General features: G+C 71.2%; 1 pseudogene. It reads right to left on the reverse strand.

From position 1 onward, the window contains the following. Positions 1 to 257 (reverse strand): annotated as a pseudogene (locus tag AC0IWM_RS23800) (glutamine--fructose-6-phosphate transaminase (isomerizing)); the annotation flags it as partial.

The following is a 257-nucleotide window of genomic DNA, read 5'->3' on the forward strand; positions in this document are numbered from 1 at the left end:
TGCCCATGACGACGGCGGTGTGAGAGGCGATGAGCTGGATCGGCACCGCGTAGACGAGGGGCGCCACCACCGGGTCGAGGTCGGGCATCGTCACGGTGGCCATGGTGTCGAGGCCGGCCGCGGCCGCGCCCGTGGCGTCGCCGATCAGGATGATGCGCCCGCCGCGGGCGGCCACCTCCTGCATGGTCGAGACCGTCTTCTCGAAGATCGCGTCGTGGGGGGCGATCACGATCACCGGCACGCTCTCGTCGAGGAGG

It is taken from the genome of Methylobacterium sp. AC433 (assembly GCF_979253015.1).